Annotated in this window: 16 protein-coding genes; 13 read left to right on the top strand and 3 right to left on the bottom strand. The window is 66.3% G+C overall.

Annotated features, from left to right (window positions below; all coding sequences use genetic code 11):
* The 7 genes from gspN to H928_RS0104965 all read left to right on the top strand — a co-directional run.
* Positions 1-657, top strand: a 657-nt coding sequence (gspN, locus tag H928_RS0104995) for a type II secretion system protein N (protein WP_021025527.1), incomplete at its 5' end; no start/stop codon positions are given.
* 4 nt (positions 658-661) lie between these two features.
* Complete coding sequence (gspD, locus tag H928_RS26190; RefSeq protein WP_084635695.1) at positions 662-2,980, top strand: type II secretion system secretin GspD; 2,319 nt, start codon at positions 662-664, stop codon at positions 2,978-2,980.
* Positions 2,981-3,004: 24 nt separating this feature from the next.
* Positions 3,005-4,366 (top strand): GspE/PulE family protein, encoded by a 1,362-nt coding sequence (locus H928_RS0104985; protein ID WP_021025525.1) that lies wholly within the window; start codon positions 3,005-3,007, stop codon positions 4,364-4,366.
* Between the two features lie 71 nt (positions 4,367-4,437).
* On the top strand, positions 4,438-4,719 hold the full coding sequence (locus H928_RS0104980) for a hypothetical protein (protein ID WP_021025524.1): 282 nt from the start codon (positions 4,438-4,440) through the stop codon (positions 4,717-4,719).
* 111 nt (positions 4,720-4,830) lie between these two features.
* A complete protein-coding gene (locus H928_RS0104975; protein ID WP_021025523.1) occupies positions 4,831-5,847 on the top strand; it encodes an LLM class flavin-dependent oxidoreductase in 1,017 nt (338 codons plus the stop codon).
* A gap of 82 nt (positions 5,848-5,929) precedes the next feature.
* Positions 5,930-6,499, top strand: a complete 570-nt coding sequence (locus H928_RS0104970; protein WP_021025522.1) for a hypothetical protein — start codon at positions 5,930-5,932, stop codon at positions 6,497-6,499.
* A 92-nt stretch (positions 6,500-6,591) separates the two neighbouring features.
* Positions 6,592-7,926, top strand: coding sequence for a glycerate kinase (locus H928_RS0104965; RefSeq protein ID WP_021025521.1), 1,335 nt, complete (start codon positions 6,592-6,594; stop codon positions 7,924-7,926).
* 33 nt (positions 7,927-7,959) lie between these two features.
* Here the strand turns inward: H928_RS0104965 and H928_RS0104960 are convergent, their stop codons facing one another.
* Positions 7,960-8,877 carry a LysR family transcriptional regulator gene (locus H928_RS0104960; protein ID WP_021025520.1) on the bottom strand — a complete coding sequence of 306 codons (918 nt, stop codon included), beginning with the start codon at positions 8,875-8,877 and terminating at the stop codon, positions 7,960-7,962.
* Positions 8,878-9,089: 212 nt separating this feature from the next.
* Between H928_RS0104960 and gcl the strand changes: the two genes are divergently transcribed.
* From gcl to gspF, 6 genes are all read left to right on the top strand, one after another.
* Positions 9,090-10,880: a glyoxylate carboligase gene (gene gcl / locus H928_RS0104955; protein ID WP_021025519.1), complete on the top strand. Its 1,791-nt coding sequence runs from the start codon at positions 9,090-9,092 to the stop codon at positions 10,878-10,880.
* Between the two features lie 32 nt (positions 10,881-10,912).
* Entirely contained in the window at positions 10,913-11,716 is an 804-nt protein-coding gene (hyi, locus tag H928_RS0104950) for a hydroxypyruvate isomerase (RefSeq protein WP_027010567.1), read from the top strand.
* Positions 11,717-11,767: 51 nt separating this feature from the next.
* Positions 11,768-12,682, top strand: coding sequence for a 2-hydroxy-3-oxopropionate reductase (locus tag H928_RS0104945; RefSeq protein ID WP_021025517.1), 915 nt, complete (start codon positions 11,768-11,770; stop codon positions 12,680-12,682).
* A gap of 38 nt (positions 12,683-12,720) precedes the next feature.
* Positions 12,721-13,419: a YafY family protein gene (locus H928_RS0104940; RefSeq protein ID WP_027010566.1), complete on the top strand. Its 699-nt coding sequence runs from the start codon at positions 12,721-12,723 to the stop codon at positions 13,417-13,419.
* Positions 13,420-13,517: 98 nt separating this feature from the next.
* Complete coding sequence (locus H928_RS0104935; protein WP_021025515.1) at positions 13,518-14,168, top strand: glutathione S-transferase family protein; 651 nt, start codon at positions 13,518-13,520, stop codon at positions 14,166-14,168.
* 87 nt (positions 14,169-14,255) lie between these two features.
* Positions 14,256-15,473, top strand: coding sequence for a type II secretion system inner membrane protein GspF (gene gspF / locus H928_RS0104930; protein ID WP_021025514.1), 1,218 nt, complete (start codon positions 14,256-14,258; stop codon positions 15,471-15,473).
* Positions 15,474-15,522: 49 nt separating this feature from the next.
* Here the strand turns inward: gspF and H928_RS0104925 are convergent, their stop codons facing one another.
* Both H928_RS0104925 and uxuA read right to left on the bottom strand, forming a co-directional pair.
* Positions 15,523-16,539, bottom strand: a complete 1,017-nt coding sequence (locus H928_RS0104925) for a tripartite tricarboxylate transporter substrate binding protein (RefSeq protein ID WP_021025513.1) — start codon at positions 16,537-16,539, stop codon at positions 15,523-15,525.
* Between the two features lie 23 nt (positions 16,540-16,562).
* The gene (uxuA, locus tag H928_RS26185) at positions 16,563-17,639 is read right to left on the bottom strand and encodes a mannonate dehydratase (protein WP_021025512.1); all 1,077 of its coding nucleotides are present in this window, start codon (positions 17,637-17,639) and stop codon (positions 16,563-16,565) included.
* Between the last annotated feature and the right edge of the window lie 100 nt (positions 17,640-17,739).

Raw genomic sequence — 17,739 nt, 5'->3', positions numbered from 1 at the left:
CAGGGCCAGCTGCAGCTGCGCGAGCCGCGCGGCACGGTCTGGAACGGCTCGGCCCAGTGGGTGTTTACCGGCGGCCAGGCCAGCCGCGACCAGATGGCCCTGCCCGGCCGGGTGGACTGGGCACTGCGCCCCAGCCTGCGCGGCCTCAATATGCGCTGGAATGCCAGCTGCTGCATGGCCACGCCCATGCCCATCCGCATCCAGCCCCACTGGGGCGGCGCCAAGGTGCAGCTGGGCGCCCATGAAAGCCGCTGGCCGGCATCGCTGCTGGTGGGCCTGGGCACGCCCTGGAACACCATCCAGCCCCAGGGCCAGCTGCTGCTCAAGACCCGTGAGCTGTCGCTGGCACTCAACGCCGGGCGTCTGCAGGTCGAGGGCGGCGCCGATCTTGATGTGATGGCGGTGACCTCGCGCCTGTCCACGATACAGCCGCTGGGCAGCTACCGCCTGCAACTGCAAGGCGGTGACAGCACCAGCTTGCAGCTGTCTACCTTGGACGGCGCGCTCCAGCTCAAAGGCCAGGGCCAATGGGTGGGCCAGCGCCTGCGTTTTCAGGGAGAAGCCTGGGCTGCCGAAGGGCGCGAGGCGGCTCTTGCGAATCTATTGACTATGATTGGGCAGCGCAGCGGAAGCCGCGTGCTGCTCTCGGTTGGCTGAACATATGATGCAATACCACTCTCCCATTTATCGATTTGCGCTGCACTCCATCGCAGCGAGCGTCCTTCTAATGGGCGGCAACGGCGCGGCGCTGGCGCAGACAGCCATCAACACCGGCACGGCCAGCATTCGCCCCGGCGAGCCGGTGACGCTGAACTTCGCCAACGCCGACATCGAGTCGATTGCGCGCACCATGGCCACCATCACTGGCAAGAGCGTGGTGGTCGATCCGCGCATCAAGGGCACGATGAACCTCGTGACCGACCGGCCCGTCTCGCCCCAGGCCGCGTTCGAGCAGTTCCTGGCAGCGCTGCGCCTGCAGAACTACACCGTGGTCGAGGCCGCAGGCCTGTACAAGGTGGTGCCCGAGGCCGATGCAAAGCTGCAAGGCGGCACGGTGCGCATCACCCAGGGCGGCGCGGGCGGCCAGGTGCCCGGTGGCGGCCAGATCGTCACCCAGATCTTCAAGCTCAACTTCGAGAGCGCCAACAACCTGGTGCCGGTGCTGCGTCCGCTGATCAGCCCCAACAACACCATCAATGTGAACCCGGGCAACAACTCCCTGGTCATCACCGACTACGCCGACAACCTGCAACGCCTCTCGCGCATCATCGCGTCGATGGATGTGGCCAACGCCAGCGATGTCGAAGTGGTGCAGCTCGAGCACGCGGTCGCCACCGACATCGTGCCCATGCTGCAGCGCCTGCTGGAAGGCGGCCAGACCGTGTCTGCCAGTGGCAGCGCCACTGCCGGTGCAGCCCCCGGCGCCGCGCAGACCGACAATGCCTACCGCACCTCGGTGCTGGCCGACCCGCGCACCAACAGCATCTTGCTGCGCGCGGCCAACCCGGCACGCCTGTCGCAGGCCAAGATGCTGATCGGCAAGCTCGACAGCCCCAGCCGTGGCGGCAATGCCTCGGGCAACATCCATGTGGTCTACCTGCGCAATGCCGATGCCACCGCGCTGGCCACCACCTTGCGCGCGGCGCTCGCCGGCCAGGACGGCAACAGCGCCAGCCCCGCCACCAACCTGTCGAGCAGCGGCAGCAGCGGGGGCCTGAGCACAAACACGCGCAGCGGCAGCACCTCGCTCAGCGGCAGCACCAGCGGCACCCTGGGCAACAGTGCCAGCAGCAGCAGTGCGGGCGGCCTGGGCTCGGGCGCGCGCCTGGGCACCGGCACCTCGCTGGGCACCTCGGGGGAGAGCGGCAGCGCCACCGGCGGCATCATCCAGGCCGACACGGCCACCAACTCGCTGATCATCACGGCGCCCGAGCCGCTGTACCGCCAGATCCGCTCGGTCATCGACCAGCTCGACAGCCGCCGCGCCCAGGTGCTGGTCGAGAGCCTGATCGTCGAAGTCAGCGCCGAGAAGGCCGCGCAGTTTGGCGTGCAGTGGCAAAGCCTGCTGGGCCAGGGCAACAATGTCGTCGGCGTCATCGGCAACAACTTCACCGTGGGCGGTGCCAACCTGTTCAACCTGGCCGCCGGCATTGCCAACAACACCTACAGCACCCTGCCCAGCGCCGGCATGAACGCCGGCATCGCCTTCAAGCACAACGGCGAATATGTGCTGGGCGCGCTGGCCAACCTGCTGCAGTCCAACGCCGACGGCAATGTGCTGGCCACCCCCAACCTGCTGACCCTGGACAACCAGGAAGCGCAGATCCTGGTCGGCCAGAATGTGCCCTTTGTCACCGGCTCCTACGCCAACAGCACCGGAAGCAGCACCGTCAACCCCTTCACCACGGTGGAGCGCAAGGACGTGGGCCTGACCCTGCGCGTGCGCCCGCAGATCAATGCCAATGGCACCGTCAAGCTGACGATCTACCAGGAGACGTCTGACGTGCTCGCCGGCACGACCACCAATGCCAACGGCCCCACCACCAACAAGCGCTCGATCGAATCGACCGTGCTGGTGGACGATGGCTCGGTCATCGTCATTGGCGGCCTGCTGCAGGACCAGTACTCCGGTTCGGTGCAGAAGGTGCCTTACCTGGGCGATATCCCCGGCATTGGCGCGCTGTTCCGCAGCGACACCCGCTCGCGCAAGAAGACCAACCTGATGGTCTTCCTGCGCCCCGTGGTGATGCGCGATGCCGCCGCCACCCAGCAGGTGAGCATGGACCGCTACGAGCTGATGCGCGGCGCGCAGATTGCCGCCCAGCCCGAGCAAAGCACGCGCGTGCCGATCAATGAGTCGTCGATCATCACGCCGCTGGCCCAGCAGACCTCCGGCCTGCCGCTGGGCGCGTCCGAGACGCCGGTGATCGAATCGCGCCCCCTGACCGTGACGCCGCAAGGCATGCGCTTCGAGCCCTGATAGCGCCCACAGAGACCCGAAGCCATGCGCCACCCCCTGCCCTATGCCTTTGCGCGCAGCAGCCAGCTGCTGCTCGAAGAAGATGCCGGCCAGCACCTGCTGTGGCACGGCGCCCAGCCCCAGGGCTCGGCGCTGTCCGAGGTGCTGCGCAAGTACCCCGTGCAGCACCTGGCCCAGCTGGGCGATGCCGAGCTGGCCCAGCGCATCAGTGCCGCCTACTCGCACAGCGAATCGAATGCCGCCACCGTGATCAGCGAGGTGGAAGAAGGCACCGACCTCTCGCGCATGATGCAGGACATCCCCGCCGTCGAGGACTTGCTCGAGTCGGCCGGCGACGCGCCCATCATCCGCATGCTCAACGCCCTGCTCACCCAGGCGGCGCGCGACGGTGCCTCGGACATCCACATCGAGCCCTATGAGCGCCATTCCAGCGTGCGCTTTCGCATCGATGGCTCGCTGCGCGAAGTGGTGCAACCCCACCGCGCCTTGCATGCGGCGCTGATCTCGCGCCTCAAGATCATGGCCGATCTGGACATCTCGGAAAAACGCCTGCCCCAGGACGGCCGCATCAGCCTGCGCCTGGGCACCCGCGCCATCGATGTGCGCGTCTCCACCCTGCCCAGCGCCCATGGCGAGCGCGCCGTGCTGCGTCTGCTCGACAAGAGCGAATCCAAGCTCAGCCTGGGCTCGGTCGGCATGCAGGGCGAGACCCTGCGGCGCTTTGAAAAACTGGTGGCCCAGCCGCACGGCATTGTGCTGGTGACCGGCCCCACCGGCTCGGGCAAGACCACCACCTTGTATGCGGCACTGAGCGGGCTCGATGCCAGCCAGGGCAACATCATGACGGTGGAAGACCCGATCGAATATGAGCTGTCGGGCATCGGCCAGACCCAGGTCAACCCCAAGATCGACCTGACCTTTGCCAAGGCCTTGCGCGCCATCCTGCGCCAGGATCCGGACATCATCATGATTGGTGAAATCCGCGACTTCGAGACCGCGCAGATCGCCATCCAGGCCTCGCTCACCGGTCACTTGGTGCTCGCCACCCTGCACACCAACGATGCGACCAGCGCCATCACCCGCCTGACCGACATGGGCGTCGAGCCCTTCCTGCTGTCCTCGTCGCTGCTGGGCGTGCTGGCCCAGCGCCTGGTGCGCCGCATCGACGACAGCGACCCGAGCGGCTACCGGGGCCGCACCGGCATCTTCGAGCTGCTGGTGGTGGACGAGGCCATCCGCGCCCAGATCCACGCCCAGGCGCCGGAGACCGAAATCCGCAACCAGGCGATGGCCGCCGGCATGCACCTGATGCGCGAGGACGGCGAGCGCCTGGTGCGCGAAGGCATCACCAGCGCAGAAGAAGTTGTGCGCGTCACGCGCGATTGACAACGAATCCCCCAATACCCTGGCGGCGCCGCCCGCGCCAACGGGTATTGGCGATTTGACACAATCGCCCCATGTTGGAATCGCTCAATACCCTCGTCGCGCCCTACGGCGGCATGTTGTTTCTCTGGCTCACCGTGCTGGCCATCGCCAGCCTGGCAGCGCTGCGCCATTTTCAGCCGCGCATGTCCACCGCGCAGCTGCGCCGGTTGATGCGCATCGCCGGCCTGATGGCGCTGGTGATCTCCTGGTTTGCGATGCAGCAAGGCGAGCGCTACCTGGCGACGGCGCTGCTGGTGCTGCTCTGGGGAATTCTGGTGGGCATCAGCTGCGCGCGAGCGATTCGGCAGCGCTGAATTCAAGCGCCTTGCGCACGGCGGCGGTCTGCCAAAAACCAGGCTCCGGCCTCCACATTTGACCCATAACCACAGTCAGCAAAGGATATTTGCCTAGGCAAGAATGTCCGCATGACTGAGACAAAAACACCCCCCGCGCTTTCGATGTTGGACCTGGTGGCTGTGCGCGAAGGCGGCACCGTTGCCCAGGCTTTGCAACTGGCCGTGCGCACGGCGCAGCATGTCGAGTCGCTCGGCTTTACGCGCTACTGGATGGCCGAACACCACAATATGCCGGGCATTGCCAGCTCGTCCACGGCCGTGCTGATTGGCCATGTGGCGGGCGCCACCCAGCACATCCGTGTGGGCTCGGGCGGCATCATGCTGCCCAACCATGCACCCTTGGTGGTGGCCGAGGCCTTTGGCACCTTGGCCGAGCTCTACCCGGGCCGTATCGACCTGGGCCTGGGCCGCGCGCCCGGCACCGATGGCATGACGATGCGGGCACTGCGCCGTGACCGGGTCGAGACCGAAGAAGACTTTCCCCGCGATGTGATGGAGCTGCAGCGCCTGCTGGGCCCCGCCCAACCCGGGCAAAAGCTGGTGGCCACGCCGGGCGCTGGCACCAATGTGCCGCTGTGGTTGCTGGGATCGAGCCTGTTCTCGGCCCAGCTGGCCGCGCACCTGGGCCTGCCCTATGCCTTTGCCTCGCACTTTGCGCCGCGCATGCTGCAGCAGGCGGTGCAGCTGTACCGCGATCTGTTCAAGCCCTCGGCCACGCTGGACAAGCCCTATGTGATCGTCGGCGCGCCAGTGATTGCAGCGCCTACCGACAGCGAGGCCGAGTTCCTCGCCAGCAGCACCTACCAGCGCGTGCTGGGCATTGTGACGGGCAAGCGCGGCATGCTGCCGCCACCGGTCGAAGGCTTTATGGAGGGCCTGAACATGGCCGAGCGCCAGGCGATCGAAGGCTTTTTGGCGGTGGCCTCCATCGGCGGCCCCGAGCGTGTGCAGCAGCGCCTCAAGGTGCTGGCCCAGCACACCGGCGCCGATGAGCTGATGCTGGTTTGCGATATCTATGATGGCGATCTGCGTCTGCGCTCGCTCGATATTGCGGCGCAGGCCCTGCGGGCCGGCTACGCAGCCTAACCACGGCCATTACTGCGGGATCAGCACCCTTTTTTCAGCAAAAGCGACGCCGATCCCGTCCCACCCAGGCTATGCTTGCGCCATGTCAGTCTCCTATAGAACCACCCTGCCAGCAGCGCTGACGGCCTGCAGCTTGCTGGCTGGCTGCATGCAGCAGCCCCCCGACGATCCCCCAGCTCCCACGCCCCAGGCCCAGGAGGCCACGCCGGCCGTGGCCCCGCCTGCCGCAGCCGCGCAGCCCCAGCCCAGCGCCCGCAGCGAAGACCCGGCCTTGGCCGCGCATATGCAAACGCCCGAGTTCCGCCGCGAATACCGTACCAAGCAGGAGCAATTGCAGAACGAGGCCGAGGTGCAGGAAAGCGCTCCCTGGCTGGGCAGCACGGGCCTGACGGAGGCCCAGGAGCGCTCCGTGCCCCGCTATGTGCGCATGGAGCTGGGCCAGTCGCTCGCCAGCGCCGACCCGGTGCGTGCCGAGGATCTGCAGTACGTCGGCCAGTTTGCCGAGTTGGATGGCACCGTCTACTACTGGCGCATTCCCGACAAGGCCCACGCCCATGGCGACACCCATGCCGGCCCGGCCTATGTCTATATCCGCAAGGATGCGGCGGGCGTGTTCTACACCGACTGGGGCAACCGCACACCACCGGGCTAGATCGCCCAGTTGTACAGCCGTGGCCAGGAATAACGTCTATTCCACCCACGCCTGCAGCGCTGCTTTCATAATGGCCAGCGGAGACCTACCGCATGAGCCACACCCCACCACCAGCGCTGGCCGATCCCCGGCGCAATCCCCAGCAGTTTCTTCTGGACCTGTCCCAGCGCGCAGTACAGCGCGCCCAGCCCCTGCACAGCATGGCGCAGTACCTGCCCCCGCCGCCCAAAGGCCGTACCGTGGTGCTGGGCGCCGGCAAGGCCGGTGGCTCGATGGCCCAGGCGCTCGAGGCCCTGTGGCCCCAGGACGCGCCGCTGTCGGGCCTGGTCGTTACCCGCTATGGGCATATTCCGCCGCGCCCGCCTGGGCTGGCCCAGCGCCTGGAGGTGGTCGAAGCCGCCCACCCCGTACCCGATGCCGCCGGCCTGGCTGCCGCCGAACGCATGCTGGCGCTGACCCAGGGCCTGACTGCCGATGACCTGGTGCTCTGCCTGATCTCGGGCGGCGGCTCGGCCCTGCTGACCCTGCCAGCCGACGGCATGGACCTGCAGGACAAGCAGCGCATCAACCAGGCCCTGCTGGAGAGCGGCGCCGCCATTGGCGAGATGAACTGCGTGCGCAAGCACCTCTCGCGCATCAAGGGCGGGCGCCTGGCCGCTGCCTGCTACCCCGCCAAGCTGGTGACCCTGACCATCAGCGATGTGCCCGGCGACGACCCCTCGGTCATCGCCAGCGGCCCCACGGTGCCCGATGCCTCGACCTGCGCCGAGGCACTGGCGATTCTGAACCGCTACCAGATCGCGCTGCCCGAGCGCCTGCGCGCTGCGCTGGAGGATGGCTCGCTGGAAACCCCCAAGCCCGGCGATCCGCGCTTTGCCGGCCATGAAGTGCACCTGATCGCCACGCCCCAGCAATCGCTGGATGCGGCGGCCGATGCCGCAGTCGCCGCCGGTATCACCGCCCATGTGCTGTCCGACGAGATCGAGGGCGAATCGCGTGAGATCGGCAAGATGCATGCGGCGCTGGCACGCGCCGTGGCCCGCCATGGCAGCCCCTTTGCCAAACCCTGCGTCATCCTCTCCGGGGGCGAGACCACCGTCACCATTCGCCCGCGCCAGCCCGGTGCTGCCAAGGGGCGTGGCGGGCGCGCTGGCGAGTTCTGCATGGGCCTGGCGCTGGCGCTGCAAGGCCAGGGCGGTGTCTGGGCGCTGGCGGCCGATACCGATGGCATCGATGGTGTGGAGGACAATGCCGGCGCGCGCCTGGCACCCGATACGCTGCAGCGCGCCGCTGCGCTGCAGCTGCGCCTCTGCGACCACCTGGACCGCAACGATGCCTATGGCTTTTTCGAGGCGCTGGGCGACCTGGTGGTGACCGGGCCCACGCACACCAACGTCAACGATTTCCGCGCCATTCTGATCCTGTGATGCGGGCTGCCAGGCTTGCCAGACCCTCGGCGCCTAGCCGCCCTGGGCCAGGTTCTCCCACCAGGCGGCATCAAAGCTGCCCTGCAAGAACGCGATAAAGGACTGCACCTTTTGCGGCACCAGGCGCGGCGAGGGGTAGACGGCGTGGATCTCCTGCTCGGGCAGGCGGCAGGTCTTGAGTACCTCGACCACGCGGCCCGCCTTCAGCGACTCATGCGCCACATAGCGCGGCAGCGCGGCCACGCCCATGTGCGAGCGCGCAGCGGCCAGCAAGGCCGAGAGGTTGTTGGAGCGCAGCCGCCCCGTGACCGGCACGGAGACGGACTCGCCACTGGCATTGCGCAGGCGCCAGACATCATTGCCCTGCACGCTGCTGTAGATCAGCGCCGAATGCTCTTTCAGGTCTGATGGCCGGCGCGGCGTGCCCTGCTTGCGCAGGTAGGCTGGCGAGGCCACCAGCACCCAGGGATTGACGCCCAGCATGCGCGCGCCCAGCGATGAATCGGCCAGCTTGCCCAGGCGCAGCGCCACATCAATGCCCTGGGCCACCAGGTCGGTGTAGCGGTCTTCAAAGCTCAGGTCCACCTGCACCTGCGGGTTATGTTGCATGAACTCCATCGCCAGCGGAATCAGCACGCGCCGCCCAAACGCCACCGAGCTGCCAATGCGCAGCTGCCCCTGCACCTGCGTTTGCCGCACCTGCACCACATTGTCGGCATCGGCCACGTCGCTCACGATGCGCTTGCATTTTTCGTAGTACAGCGCGCCCGCCTCGGTCAGGCTCACGCCCCGCGTATTGCGGTTGAGCAGGCGCACTTTGAGCCGCGCCTCCATCGCTGCCACCTGCTTGGTCACCGTGGGCTGGGTCGAGGAAAACTCCTGCGCCACCTTGGTAAAGCTGCCCGTTTCCACCACGCGCACAAACATGTGCATGGCATCGAGTCGGTCCATGGTTGTGTCTCCTGGGATTGCTGCGGCCTGGCATGCCGCACGTCACATGGTGGGCGCTTCTTGGAACAGGTTCGCAGCGCCTCTGCGCCCGATGATGCGGCATGCTGCGCCGTGCCGTCCATTCCTGGGTGGAATAAATTTTATGGTCCGCCTGCGCCTTCCGGCAAACGCCCGGCTTCCCTACAGTCGATCCCAACTGTAAAGGAGACCCCATGGCCAAAATGAAAGCGATCGAAGCCGCAGTCCGCGTGCTGGAAAAAGAAGGTGTGAGCGTCGCATTCGGCGTTCCCGGTGCTGCCATCAACCCGCTGTACGCGGCGATGAAGGCGCATGGCGGCATCGGCCATATCCTGGCCCGCCATGTCGAAGGCGCCAGCCACATGGCCGAGGGTTATACCCGCGCCGTGGCGGGCAATATCGGGGTCTGCATCGGCACCAGCGGGCCGGCCGGCACCGACATGATCACCGGCCTGTACTCGGCCAGCGCCGATTCGATCCCGATTCTTTGCATCACCGGCCAGGCGCCGCGCGCCCGGCTGCACAAGGAGGACTTCCAGGCCGTGGACATTGCCTCCATCGCCAAGACCGTGACCAAGTGGGCCGCCACCGTGCTCGAACCCGCCCAGGTGCCCGGCGCCTTCCAACAGGCCTTCCATCTGATGCGCTCGGGCCGCCCCGGCCCCGTGCTGATCGACCTGCCCATCGATGTGCAGCTGGCCGAGATCGAGTTCGACATCGACACCTATGAGCCCCTGCCGGTCTACAAACCTGCCGCCACGCGCAAGCAGGCCGAAAAGGCCATCGCCATGCTCAATGCCGCCGAGCGCCCCTTGATCGTCAGCGGCGGCGGCGTCATCAACGCCGATGCGGCGGACTTGCTGGTGGAGCTGGCCGAGACCCTTGATCTGCCGGTGATTCCCACCTTGATGGGCTGGGGCAGCATCCCCGATGACCACCCCTTGATGGCCGGCATGTGCGGCCTGCAGACCAGCCACCGCTATGGCAACGCCAGCATGCTGGCCTCGGATTTTGTGCTGGGCATCGGCAACCGCTGGGCCAACCGCCATACCGGCTCGGTCGATGTCTACACCCGGGGCCGCCAATTCATCCATGTCGATATCGAGCCTACGCAGATCGGCCGCGTGTTTGCGCCCGATTTCGGCATCGTCTCGGATGCCAAGGCCGCGCTGCAGCAGTTCGTCGCCGTGGCCAAGGACTGGAAGGCCGCTGGCAAGCTGCGTGACCGCAGCGCCTGGGTAGCAGACTGCCAGGGCCGCAAGAACAGCATCGACTACCTGCGCAAGACCCACTTCGACAACGTGCCGATGAAGCCCCAGCGCGTCTACCAGTGCATGAACCAGACCGTAGACCGCGACACCACCTATGTCTCCACCATCGGCCTGTCGCAGATTGCCGGGGCGCAGTTTCTGCATGTCTACAAGCCGCGCAACTGGATCAACTGCGGCCAGGCCGGCCCCTTGGGCTGGACGACACCGGCCGCGCTGGGCGTGCGCGTCGCCGATCCGCAGCGCAAGATCGTCGCGCTGTCGGGCGACTATGACTTCCAGTTCATGATCGAAGAGCTGGCCGTGGGCGCGCAGTTCAAGCTGCCCTATATCCATGTGCTGGTCAACAACAGCTACCTGGGCCTGATCCGCCAGGCGCAGCGCGCCTTCAGCATCGACTACTGTGTGCAGCTGGCCTTTGACAACATCAACATGGAGCCCGACGAGGCCGCACGCGGCTATGGCGTGGACCATGTGAAGGTTGTCGAAGGCCTGGGCTGCAAGGCCATCCGCGTGCACCGCCCCGAAGACTTTGCCCCGGCGATGCAGCAGGCCGAGGCCTGGATGGCCGAGCACCGCACGCCGGTGGTCATCGAATGCATCTTGGAGCGCGTGACCAATATCGCGATGGGCACCGAGATCGACAACGTCATCGAGTTCGAAGACCTGGCCAGCGGCAAGGCCGATGCGCCCAGCGCCCTTGCACTGCTGGATTGATGCACCCCTCGTTTTTTAACCGGAGTTTTGCCATGCCCCGTTTTGCTGCCAACCTCAGCATGCTGTTTACCGAAGTACCGTTTCTCGACCGCTTTGAGCGCGCCGCCCAGGCCGGTTTTGAGGCCGTGGAGTTTCTGTTTCCCTACGCCCATACCGTTGAAGAAATCCAGCAGCGGCTCGATGCCACGGGCCTGCAGATTGTGTTGCACAACCTGCCTGCGGGCGACTGGGAGGCCGGCGAGCGCGGCATTGCCTGCGATCCCCGGCGGGTGGACGAGTTCCGCGCCGGCGTTGCCCAGGCCGTCACCTATGCGCATGCACTGGGCGTGCCCCAGCTCAACTGCCTGGCCGGCAAAGCGCCCGCCGATGTGGATGCTGCCACCCTGCGCCGCACCCTGGTGGACAACCTGCGCTTTGCCGCAGCGGCGCTGAAGTTGGCCAAGCTGCGCCTGCTGGTAGAGCCCATCAATACCTTTGATATTCCCGGCTTCTACCTGAACCGCACCGACCAGGCGCTGGCCATTCTGGATGAGGTGGGCGCCGCCAATGCCTTTGTGCAGTACGACATCTACCATGCCCAGCGCACGGAAGGCGAGCTGGCCGCCACCTTGCACAAGCACCTGGCGCGCATCGGCCATGTGCAGCTGGCCGACAACCCGGGCCGCCACGAGCCGGGCACGGGCGAGATCCACTACCCCTTCCTATTCGCGCACCTGGACCGCATCGGCTACAGCGGCTGGGTGGGCAGCGAATATAAGCCCGCGCAGGGCACCGAGGCGGGCCTGCACTGGCTGCAGACCGTGGCGGGCCAAAAGCGCGCGACGGCTACCGCGTGATCGCAGCCCGAGACCCACACCCTTTTCCATAAAAACCAAGGAGATTTCTGCATGCATGCAACGCCACTCAAACTGGGCTTTATCGGCCTGGGCATCATGGGCGCGCCCATGTGCAGCCACCTGATTGCCGCCGGCCACCAGCTGTTCATCAACACGCGCGGCAAGGTGCCGGCCCCCATCGCAGAGAGCAGCGCCACCCAATGCACATCGGTGCGCGGCGTGGCCGAGCGGGCCGATATCGTCTTTGTGATGGTGCCCGACACCTCCGACGTCGAGCAGGTGCTGTTTGCCCCCGATGGCCTGGCCGCCGGCCTCAAGGGCAGCAGCGGCAAGATCGTGGTCGATATGTCGTCGATCTCGCCGGTCGCTACCAAGGACTTTGCCAAACGCATCAGCGCGCTGGGCGCGCAGTACCTGGATGCGCCGGTATCGGGCGGCGAAGTGGGTGCCAAGAATGCGACGCTGTCCATCATGGTGGGCGGGCCTGAGGCGGCCTTTGAGCGGGTCAAGCCGCTGTTCGAGACGCTGGGCAAGAACATCACCCTGGTAGGAGGCCATGGCGACGGCCAGACCGCCAAGGTGGCCAACCAGATCATCGTCGCCTTGAATATCGAGGCGGTGGCCGAGGCCCTGCTGTTTGCATCGCGCGCCGGTGCCGACCCAGCGCGGGTGCGCCAGGCGCTGCTGGGCGGCTTTGCCTCGTCCAAGATTCTGGAGGTGCACGCCGAGCGCATGATCCATCGCACGTTTGATCCCGGTTTTCGCATCGCGCTGCACCAAAAGGACCTGAACCTGGCGCTGACCAGCGCGCGCCAGCTGGGCGTGGCGCTGCCCAACACCGCCCAGGCGCAGCAGCTGTTCAACAGCTGCGTGGCCCATGGCGGCGCGGGCTGGGACCACTCTGGCCTGGTGCGCGCGCTGGAGATCCAGGCCAATTTCGAGATCGGGCAAAAAGCGCCCAGCTGAGCCGGTTGCAGGCCTGGCAGACCGGCTATGCTTGCGCGATGTCCCGCCCCGCCCGCCTGCTCCGCCTGCTCGATCTGCTGCGCCGCGCCCGCCAGCCCCAAACCGGCCCGGCGCTGGCCCAGACCCTGGAGGTGAGCCTGCGCACCCTCTACCGCGATATCGCCAGCCTGCGCGAGCAAGGCGCGGCCATCGAGGGCGATCCAGGCATTGGCTTTGAGATGCGGCCTGGCTTTTTGCTGCCGCCCTTGATGTTCAATGCCGATGAGCTCGAAGCCCTGCTGCTTGGCGCGCGCTGGGCCAGCCTGCAGGCCGACCCGCAGTTGGCCAGTGCCGCCAGCGCTGCGATGGACCGCATCCGCAGCGCCTTGCCGCTGGAGCTGCGCATAGCCGTCGACACCAGCGGCCTGATGGTCCCCAACATGCAGCCCAGCCCCCCACCCGAGACCTGGCAGACCGGACTGCGTCGCGCGATCCGCGCCGAGCACAAGGTGGTGCTGCACTATGAGGACCAGCACGGCCGCCTGACCGAGCGCCTGGTCTGGCCCTTTGCGATGGCCTATTTCGACCGCAGCCGCGTCGTGTCGGCCTGGTGCGAGCTGCGCCAGGGCTTTCGCCACTTTCGCGCCGACCGGGTGCATGCCATGCAGGAGCTGCAGGAGCGCTATCCGCAAAGCCGCCACAGCCTCATCCAGCAGTGGTTGGCAGAGACCGGCTATACGCTGGACGGCTGGTCCTAAGAACCTGCGGCGCCATGTCAGCTGCTGACAGTTTCTGTCAGCCTCCCTGCCTAACCTAGGGGCATGGCGATTTTGCCAGTCACCCGAAGGACCAAGACATGACCCCCCACAACGCCCCGCTGCGCTTTTTCTACCACCCCCAGTCCCGCGCCCGCATGGTGCGCTGGATGCTCGAAGAGTGCGATGCCGTCTACGAACCGGTGCGGCTGGAGTTTGGCGGCACGATGAAGTCTCCCGACTACCTGGCGCTCAACCCCATGGGCAAGGTACCGGCACTGCAGCATGGCGACACGGTGGTGAGCGAGACCGGCGCGATCCTGGCCTACCTGGCCGATCTTTACCCCGAGAAAAAGCTGGCACCGGCGCTGAGCAGCCCCGAGCGCGGCAGCTACTACCGCTGGCTGTTCCTGGTGGCTGGGCCGGTCGAGGCGGTGTCCACCGCCAAGGCCGAAGGCTGGCTGAAGAACCAGACCGAACGCCAGGCACTGTCGGCCGGCTATGGCCGTTTTGACGATGTGCTGCGCAGCCTGCAGCTGGCGGTGAGCGGCAAGCGCTATGCCTGCGGCGACCACTTCACGGCCGCCGACCTGTACCTGGCCAGCTATATCGGCTGGAGCATGCACGAAGGCACCCTGCCCAGCCTGCCCGAATTCCAGGACTACGCGCTGCCGCTGCTGCAGCGCCCCGCTGCCCAGCGCGCCGATGCGCTCGATGGCCCTGTGCAGATGCCCGCCGCAGCCGCTGCCTGATCGGGCCGCTGCCATCTGCATGCCATGGGGATCAGGCACAATAGCCCGGGGTGGCCATGGAGCCACCTTGTTTTATCCACCTGCCCCATGCCCGCTTTTTCGTACGAAGTTCTAGACGCCCAGGGCCAGACCCGCAAGGGCATGATCGAAGCCGACAGCGCCAAGGCCGCGCGCAGCCTGCTGCGTGCCCAGGCCATGGTGCCCTTGGCGGTCGAGCCGCTGGGCGATGTCGACGACAACGGCGCCAGCACCGTGCGCAGCCGGCGCGCGGTCTTCAATGCCACGAGCCTGGCGGTCTGGACGCGCCAGCTCGCCGGCCTCATCAGCTCGGGACTGCCGCTCGAGCGCGCGCTGACCGCGCTGATGGAAGAGATCGACAGCGAGCCCCAGCGCCAGCTGGTCGCCAGCCTGCGCGCCGAAGTCAATGGCGGCTCCACCTTTGCCAAGTCGCTGGCCCTCTACCCCCGTGATTTTTCGCAGATCTACCGCGCCGTGATCGATGCGGGCGAGCACAGCGGCCACCTCGACCAGGTGCTCTCGCGGCTTGCCGATGATTTGGAAGAGCGCGACCAGCTCAAGAACAGCCTCATTGGTGCCTCGCTCTACCCGGCCATCGTCACCTGCTTTGCCTTTGTCGTGGTGATGGTGCTGATGAGCTATGTGGTGCCCCAGGTGGCCGAGGTGTTCTCGGGTACCAAGCATGCGCTGCCGCTGCTCACCCGCATCATGCTGGGCTTTAGCGACCTGATCCGCCACTGGTGGTGGCTGGGCGCGGGCTTGGCCATTTTCGGCACCGTGCTGCTGCGCCTGTCGCTGCGCCAGCCCGCCTTTCGCCAGCGCTTTGATGCCGGCTGGCTGCAGCTGCCGGTCGTCGGCAAGCTCTCGCGCAACTACAATGCCGCCCGTTTTGCCTCGACCCTGGCCATGCTCAGCAATGCCGGCGTGCCCATCTTGAAGGCGCTGCAGGCCGCTGCGCAGACCGTCTCCAACCAAGCGATGCGCCAGGACGCCATCGATGCGCTGGACCAGGTGCGCGAGGGCGCGCCGCTCGCCTCGGCCTTGGCGCAGAAAAAGCGCTTCCCCGCGCTGCTGTCGATGTTTGCCCGCCTGGGCGAGCAGACCGGCGAGCTGCCGCAAATGCTGCAGCGCGTGGCCAACCAGCTGGCCGGTGATGTGAAGCGCCGCGCGATGCGCCTGGCCACCATCCTGGAGCCGCTGCTGATCGTCGGCATGGGCATCATTGTCGGCATCATCGTGATGGCGGTGTTGATGCCCATCATCCAGCTCAACCAGTTTGTGCGCTAAACAACCAGTCTGACCCCGCTTGGCCCGGTCAGGCTAGCGGGGCCCAATTTCACTCCGCGTGGATCTTGTTGGCCTTGACCACATCGCCCCAGAGCTTGTACTGCGCGCGCGTCATCGCATCGAGCTGCTCAGGCGTGCCGCCGCCAGGCTGGTCACCGCGCTCCTGAAAGCTGCGGATCACCGCTGGTTCCTTCAGCACCGTGTTGATGGCTGCATTGAGCTTTTGCACCACCTCAGGGCGGGTGCCGGGCGGGCCATACATGCCGATGAAGGAGATGATCTCGAAATCCTTCAGGCCCACTTCGGCGGGGGTCGGCACATCGGGGAGCGAGGCCACGCGGCTGCTGCTGGTGACCAGGATGGGGCGCACCTTGCCGGACTTGATATAGGGATCAAACACCGAGGTCGCATCAAACATGGCCTCGATGCGGCCGGCCATCAGGTCGATCACGGCAGGGCCACTGCCCTTGTAGGGCACATGGTTCATCGCCGGGCTGCCCAGGCGCTCGCGCATCAGCTCGGTGGTCACATGCACCAGCGAACCGGCACCCGGGGTGCCATAGTCCACGCCCTTGCCGGCCTTGGCGCGCTCCTTGACGAGGGCGGAAAACTGCGCAAAGTCCTTGACCGGTGACGAGGTGGGCACCACCAGCACCAGTGGCGACTGCAGCAGGATGCCCACGGGCACAAACTTGGTCGGGTCCACAATGCCCAGGGTCGGGAACACATGCGGGGTTACGGTCATCGAGCCATTGCCCACCAGCATGCGGTAGCCATCGGGGGCCGAACGCATGATGTCGGCCGAGCCCAGGTTGCCATTGACGCCGGCCTTGTTCTCGATGACCACGCCCTGGCCCAGATTGGCCGCCAGGCTGTTGCTGAGCACGCGGGCGGCAAAATCGGTCTGACCACCTGGCGGGAAGCCCACCATCAGGGTGACCGGCTTGGTCGGGTAGGCGGTCTGCGCCAGCGCCGGGGCGCCCGCGCCGATCAAGCTGGCGCCCAGCGCCAGACCCAGGGTCAGTTTGCGACGCAGCATGGCGTGCTGTGTTGTCTTGGTCTTCATTGTTATGTCTCCTTGGTTTGAATTCAGAGGGCTGCAGGCGCTGCGCTGTCTTGTTGCTCGGGCGAGAACTTGTTCACCGCTTCCCACAGGCCGTTGATGTAGACGGCGCCCAGTGCCCGGTCGTAGAGGCCATAGCCGGGCTTGCCGGTTTCGCCCCAGATCATGCGGCCGTGGTCCGGGCGCACATAGCCTGCAAAGCCCACATCGTGGTAGGCCTTGACGATGGCCGCGATATCGAGCGAGCCACAGGTCGAGAGGTGGGCGGTTTCTTCAAAGTCGCCCTCGGGCGATACCTTCACATTGCGGATATGCGCAAAGTGGATGCGGCCGCGCCCGCCAAACTCGCGCACCAGTGCCTCGACATTGTTCTGCGGGCCGGCGCCCAGCGAGCCCGAGCACAGGGTCAGCCCATTGGCGGGGCTGTCGATCAGGTCGACGATGCGGGCCAGGTCATCGCGGTTCTTCACGATGCGCGGCAGGCCAAAGATCGGGCGCGGTGGGTCATCGGGGTGGATGGCCATCTTGATGCCGCATTCCTCGGCCACCGGGATGACGGCCTGCAGAAAATAGGCCAGGTTCTGCCACAGCTGCTCGGCATCGACCTGGCGGTAGGCCTGCAGCAGGCCTTGCAGCTCATCGCTGCGGTAGCTGCTGTCCCAGCCGGGCAGTGAGATGCCTTTTTCCGCATCGATGCTGTCGGCCTGGCGGCTGTCAAAGGCCAGGCAGGTGGAGCCATCGGGCAGCTGCTTGGCCAGCTCGGTGCGGGTCCAGTCAAACACCGGCATGAAGTTGTAGCAAACCACCTGCACACCGGCGGCGGCCAGATGGCGCAGGGTTTGCTGGTAGTTGGCGATCAGCTGGTCGCGGCTGTCGCGGCCCAGCTTGATGTCTTCGTGCACCGGCACCGATTCGACCAGTTCAAAAGCCAGGCCCGCGTCTTCGATCTGCTGCTTGAGCGCCTCGATCTTGGCCAGCGGCCAGACGGCACCAACCGGCTCGTCATAGATCGCCGAGACGATATGCGTGACCCCGGGGATCTGGCGGATATAGGCGAGCGACACCGGGTCCGCGCTGCCAAACCAACGAAACGACATCTTCATGGAAAACCTTTTACTGCAATCAAAAATCTGGTTAGACCAATTCTACAAACTGGCTAGACCATTTAGATTGATGGTTTACCACTATGTCCGGTATTTGCCG

This window comes from Comamonas sp. B-9 (assembly GCF_000410635.1).
GTDB lineage: Bacteria > Pseudomonadota > Gammaproteobacteria > Burkholderiales > Burkholderiaceae_C > Comamonas.
Note: the sequence above shows the minus strand (reverse complement) of the source record. Positions and strands in the feature narration are given on the sequence as shown.

Bases quoted from the DNA above. Each gene is read 5' to 3' on its own strand.
- gspD (WP_084635695.1), top strand. From the start codon at position 662: ATGATGCAATACCACTCTCCCATTTATCGATTTGCGCTGCACTCCATC.
- H928_RS0104985 (WP_021025525.1), top strand. From the start codon at position 3,005: ATGCGCCACCCCCTGCCCTATGCCTTTGCGCGCAGCAGCCAGCTGCTG.
- H928_RS0104980 (WP_021025524.1), top strand. From the start codon at position 4,438: ATGTTGGAATCGCTCAATACCCTCGTCGCGCCCTACGGCGGCATGTTG.
- H928_RS0104975 (WP_021025523.1), top strand. From the start codon at position 4,831: ATGACTGAGACAAAAACACCCCCCGCGCTTTCGATGTTGGACCTGGTG.
- H928_RS0104970 (WP_021025522.1), top strand. From the start codon at position 5,930: ATGTCAGTCTCCTATAGAACCACCCTGCCAGCAGCGCTGACGGCCTGC.
- H928_RS0104965 (WP_021025521.1), top strand. From the start codon at position 6,592: ATGAGCCACACCCCACCACCAGCGCTGGCCGATCCCCGGCGCAATCCC.
- H928_RS0104960 (WP_021025520.1), bottom strand. From the start codon at position 8,877: ATGGACCGACTCGATGCCATGCACATGTTTGTGCGCGTGGTGGAAACG.
- gcl (WP_021025519.1), top strand. From the start codon at position 9,090: ATGGCCAAAATGAAAGCGATCGAAGCCGCAGTCCGCGTGCTGGAAAAA.
- hyi (WP_027010567.1), top strand. From the start codon at position 10,913: ATGCCCCGTTTTGCTGCCAACCTCAGCATGCTGTTTACCGAAGTACCG.
- H928_RS0104945 (WP_021025517.1), top strand. From the start codon at position 11,768: ATGCATGCAACGCCACTCAAACTGGGCTTTATCGGCCTGGGCATCATG.
- H928_RS0104940 (WP_027010566.1), top strand. From the start codon at position 12,721: ATGTCCCGCCCCGCCCGCCTGCTCCGCCTGCTCGATCTGCTGCGCCGC.
- H928_RS0104935 (WP_021025515.1), top strand. From the start codon at position 13,518: ATGACCCCCCACAACGCCCCGCTGCGCTTTTTCTACCACCCCCAGTCC.
- gspF (WP_021025514.1), top strand. From the start codon at position 14,256: ATGCCCGCTTTTTCGTACGAAGTTCTAGACGCCCAGGGCCAGACCCGC.
- H928_RS0104925 (WP_021025513.1), bottom strand. From the start codon at position 16,539: ATGAAGACCAAGACAACACAGCACGCCATGCTGCGTCGCAAACTGACC.
- uxuA (WP_021025512.1), bottom strand. From the start codon at position 17,639: ATGAAGATGTCGTTTCGTTGGTTTGGCAGCGCGGACCCGGTGTCGCTC.